Raw genomic sequence first — 3,821 nt, 5'->3', positions numbered from 1 at the left:
AAAAAGGAACCTTTTACAATTCAAATGTAAAAGATTCCTTAAGTTAATGACATTGCGTTTTATCAAGTCTTTGTCAGCGTTCACAGGGCAGAGTGTCAGAGACATCCGTTTCCCATTCAATTGGGTGTTTGTCATCAATGTCCATATTGATAAAATCTACAGCGACCTGCCGGATAACCGCAATCAAATTTTCCTTTTGGGGATGAATTGGCTGCATATTATACTCTAATTTTGAGGCCAAGTTAAGGTCATTGATTAAATTTCGCATCCGTTGGCTTTGCTTCACGATAACTGCCGCCTTCTGGCGTTCTTCATCCGTCAAATATGCGTCTTCTCTTAATTGACCCGCATACCCCATAATCATTGATAAAGGCGTTCGAATATCGTGGGATACTCCCGCAATCCAATTTGCTCTTGCCGTTTCTTTCCTGCGAAGCTGATTATTTTGAGATTGTAAAATCTTGGATGTTTTATTGATACTCATTGCAAGTTCAGACAACAGCCCTTTTCTTTAATAGTTACAGGCTCTCCCATTGGTAAGCTTTGTATGCCATTTACAATCGGCTTAATTGATTTCAGCAGCATAGAATTTGCAACCACATAAATTAAAAAAATAGGCGCAGCATTGACAGCCAAAACAAATAAAGCCGTCTTAGGTAAGCTTGCAATAAGTTCATAGTCCCAGCTTGGCCACATATGTTTCCAAAAGCTATCTTTGGGATAACCCAATACAATAAGACCATCTTCCGCCTCACCTGTAAAGGTTGGATATCCATCTATGTATCCACGGGTTAGACTTGCGATATCAGAAAGCGTATAGGACATCGGTATCGCTTCTGGCAAATTAGCAGTATGCCATTTCACTTGCTTTGTTTCATTATCTATGAAGATTGCCCAGGCATCAAAGTGTTTCAGTTCAAGAGAAGCTGCATCGGGCAGGCTGTATTTGCCATCATCTGTCTGTTGAAGAGCGTCTGCAATTTCTTCAGCAGTTTTCCATGGATATGCGTTGGGCATTTGTCTTGCAGTAAAGATAACGAGCAAACAAAATTCAGGACAAGGAGCAGTACGCAGCTAAAAAGCATGATGCCTGCATACCGGCGTATCAGTTTTGGGACACTTTTCATATCATTTTCCACCTACAATCAGTTTGTATCCCAATCCCTTGACCGTAATTAAGGATACAGGGCGAGAGGGATTTTCTTCTATTTTCTCTCTAACGCGCCGAATGTGCGCCATCAGAGAATTTTCATATCCAAAAGGATTAGCGCCCCATGCAGCTTCACACAGAGCGTCAATTGTAACGATCCGACCTGCATTGCGGTACAGAGCGGCCAGAATATCGTGTTCTTTGGCTGTCAAAGGAATATGTTCGCTGTTTTTTATCACTTCGGCTCGATCAAAATCTATCTCACTGTTTTGAAGTTTTACAAGAGGACTTTCCTCTTTGTAGCTTCTGCGTAAAATTGCCATAATGCGGAAAACAAGTTCCTTTGGAAGAAATGGCTTTACAACATAATCATCCGCTCCAAGACCAAAGCCCTTGAATTTATCCTCCTCCTCGCCACAGGCAGTTAAAAAGAGTATAGGATATTCACCGTTCTGTTTTAATTGCTCCATCAAGTGAAATCCGCTGCCATCAGGCAGCATTACATCAAGAATGGCAAACTCTGGCTCTACTGCCGCAGCTACTGAAAGAGCGTCCTTCACATTTTTAGCAGCCCAAATATTACAAAAACCTTCTTCTTTTAAAATAGATACGACCATATCCAAAAGTTCCTGTTCATCATCAACAAGCAGGATGCGTTTGCTTTTTAAATATTCACAGTCCATATACTTCGCTCCTTTTCAAATCTGGATATTATTCGTAAAATTTTGGGATTGCCCAAATCTGCCGTTTCTGAGGCGTTGAAGTTGGTCGGCCTTACACAGCATAAAGGCAGACTTGCCAAAAAGTATTCTCTTGGAATGAAGCAGAGATTAGGACTCGCAAGCGCTTTGATTGGCAGACCGCCAATTCTGATTCTTGACGAGCCGACTAACGGGCTTGACCCTGTTGGCATTCACGAAATCAGAACCCGTATCCGTTCCCTGCCACAGAAATTTGACTGCACTGTATTGGTATCATCCCACTTGCTGTCCGAAATCGAACTGATGGCAGATAATATCGGCATTCTCAATCACGGTCATCTGCTGTTTGAAGGAACGCTTGACTAATTGAAATTTCATGCAGCGGCACAAGGTTATCCTACAGATAATTTGGAAGATACCTTTCTTGCCTTGATTGATGCCGACAACATGCAGAGAGGTGGTGTAAGATGAGTTTCTATCTGGAATGCAAAAAAGTAAAACGGACGGGTTTTATGCCTGCATTTCTCTGCGGAGGATTTTTAGCAGCGATAGTGCCTGTCCTTAACATGGCAGTTCGTTCAGAAAACTATTTGGGGCTTCAGGCTGCGCCTGTTCAAATCCTGATGGATGCGAATTGGCAGATGATGACTATGCTCAATATTCTGCTTATTGTAGCGGGAGCCTGCCTAATGTATCACACGGAATATGCAGAGAATGCCATCCAAAGAATGTGTACGCTGCCGATGAAAGAGAGTAACCTGTTTTTTAGCAAGGTCACTTTCATGGCGCTAATGTGCGTTATGATATTGGCAATAGAAGCCGCGAGTATAGCTTTCTGCTCGTATCATTGGTTTGAACCGTCCCCTGAAGTATGGACAGAAATAATAAAAAACTTTGGATATGCTTTACTGTTAATGCTACCCACAGCTTTGGGCTCGCTGTTCCTTGCATCAGCGTGTAAGAATATGTGGGTGTCCCTCGGCGTCGGCGTTGTGTGTGTATTTACAGCTACAATGCTGCCCACAAAGAACTTCATTTTATCGCTGTTTCCATTTGCACTTCCATTTCAGATATTTGCAGGTACAGCAGAACATACCGCCCACTCGTTTTTGATTGCCGCAATAGCTGAAATCCTTATCATTGGGATTGCGGAGGTTTTATTCTTAAAGGTTAGGAGGTCTTTTGAATGAATTTTTTATCTCTCATCAGCATTGAATTTACAAAAATACGCCGTTCCAAAATCCTTTTGATTTTGGCAATTGCCGTCGTCATTCTTTGGCTGCCTTCTATCTTCAATGCCAATGTGAACTTTAGAATGCAGGCAGAAGGTATTTCGCCAGAAAACAACTTTTTGATACAAGGCTTTATGGGAATGGTGTGGTTTATCTTTCCTGCAAGCAGGTTGTGAGTACGGTTTTGCTGAATATGACAGAAAGAAGCAATAAAGGTATATTGAAAATGCTTTCTCTGCCAGTGGACGCCGCTAAATTATGTTTGGCAAAATTTGTTGTCTTGCTTGCGCTGGCAGCTTTTCAAACACTGATGTCCATTGGAATGTATTTTGTAAGCGCAAGGATAGCATCACAAATGCAGGATTATGATTTCATTTTGCAGCCATTGTTTGTTTTCAAGGAAGCCGGGGTGATTTTTGCGGCGGCAATTCTGATGCTTACGTTTTTTTGGCTTTTATCAGTATGTATTCAGATACCGATTTTTTCTATCGGAATTGGGCTTGCTTCGATTGTACCATCCGTTTTGATGATAAATACAAAGATATGGTTTGCCTATCCAATGTCATATCCATTCTTTGTAATAACGGCTGAATATGGGAAATTGGCTTCCAACCTTACAATTGCACAGGTAGAGTTAACTCCGTGGCTTCCTGTTGCTATTGGTATTACAATTATTTGTTTGCTTATTGTCTGTATAATGGGGTTAAAACCCTCGCCTTTAGGCGAAACCTTTAGGTA

At 41.6% G+C, this 3,821-nt stretch carries 6 protein-coding genes and 1 pseudogene; 4 read left to right on the top strand and 3 right to left on the bottom strand.

Going from position 1 to position 3,821, the window contains the following annotated elements; all coding sequences use genetic code 11:
- Positions 1-73 precede the first annotated feature (73 nt).
- The 3 genes from E5329_RS31385 to E5329_RS28525 form a co-directional block, all read right to left on the bottom strand.
- The gene (locus E5329_RS31385) at positions 74-484 is read right to left on the bottom strand and encodes a sensor histidine kinase (protein WP_275443866.1); all 411 of its coding nucleotides are present in this window, start codon (positions 482-484) and stop codon (positions 74-76) included.
- Complete coding sequence (locus E5329_RS31380; RefSeq protein ID WP_275443865.1) at positions 481-1,017, bottom strand: hypothetical protein; 537 nt, start codon at positions 1,015-1,017, stop codon at positions 481-483. Before E5329_RS31380 ends, E5329_RS31385 begins: the two co-directional genes overlap by 4 nt.
- A 111-nt stretch (positions 1,018-1,128) precedes the next feature.
- A complete protein-coding gene (locus E5329_RS28525) occupies positions 1,129-1,833 on the bottom strand; it encodes a response regulator transcription factor (protein ID WP_135992495.1) in 705 nt (234 codons plus the stop codon).
- Between the two features lie 18 nt (positions 1,834-1,851).
- Between E5329_RS28525 and E5329_RS28520 the strand changes: the two are divergent.
- From E5329_RS28520 to E5329_RS32005, 4 genes and pseudogenes are all read left to right on the top strand, one after another.
- Positions 1,852-2,322, top strand: a pseudogene (locus E5329_RS28520) (ATP-binding cassette domain-containing protein); the annotation flags it as partial.
- Positions 2,319-3,041: an ABC transporter permease gene (locus E5329_RS28515; RefSeq protein ID WP_135992494.1), complete on the top strand. Its 723-nt coding sequence runs from the start codon at positions 2,319-2,321 to the stop codon at positions 3,039-3,041. The pseudogene E5329_RS28520 and the gene E5329_RS28515, both read left to right, overlap by 4 nt.
- The gene (locus tag E5329_RS31375; RefSeq protein WP_275443864.1) at positions 3,038-3,259 is read left to right on the top strand and encodes an ABC transporter permease; all 222 of its coding nucleotides are present in this window, start codon (positions 3,038-3,040) and stop codon (positions 3,257-3,259) included. Before E5329_RS28515 ends, E5329_RS31375 begins: the two co-directional genes overlap by 4 nt.
- Positions 3,229-3,821: ABC-2 family transporter permease (locus E5329_RS32005; protein WP_330572422.1), on the top strand; the 593-nt coding region annotated here is incomplete at its 3' end. The genes E5329_RS31375 and E5329_RS32005, both read left to right, overlap by 31 nt.

The organism is Petralouisia muris (genome assembly GCF_004793545.1).
Lineage (GTDB): Bacteria > Bacillota > Clostridia > Lachnospirales > Lachnospiraceae > Petralouisia > Petralouisia muris.
This window is presented reverse-complemented; position numbering and strand designations above follow the sequence as displayed.

Excerpts from the sequence above, each read along its gene's own strand:
- E5329_RS31385 (WP_275443866.1), bottom strand. The coding sequence starts at position 484 with ATGAGTATCAATAAAACATCCAAGATTTTACAATCTCAAAATAATCAG.
- E5329_RS31380 (WP_275443865.1), bottom strand. The coding sequence starts at position 1,017 with ATGCCCAACGCATATCCATGGAAAACTGCTGAAGAAATTGCAGACGCT.
- E5329_RS28525 (WP_135992495.1), bottom strand. The coding sequence starts at position 1,833 with ATGGACTGTGAATATTTAAAAAGCAAACGCATCCTGCTTGTTGATGAT.
- E5329_RS28515 (WP_135992494.1), top strand. The coding sequence starts at position 2,319 with ATGAGTTTCTATCTGGAATGCAAAAAAGTAAAACGGACGGGTTTTATG.
- E5329_RS31375 (WP_275443864.1), top strand. The coding sequence starts at position 3,038 with ATGAATTTTTTATCTCTCATCAGCATTGAATTTACAAAAATACGCCGT.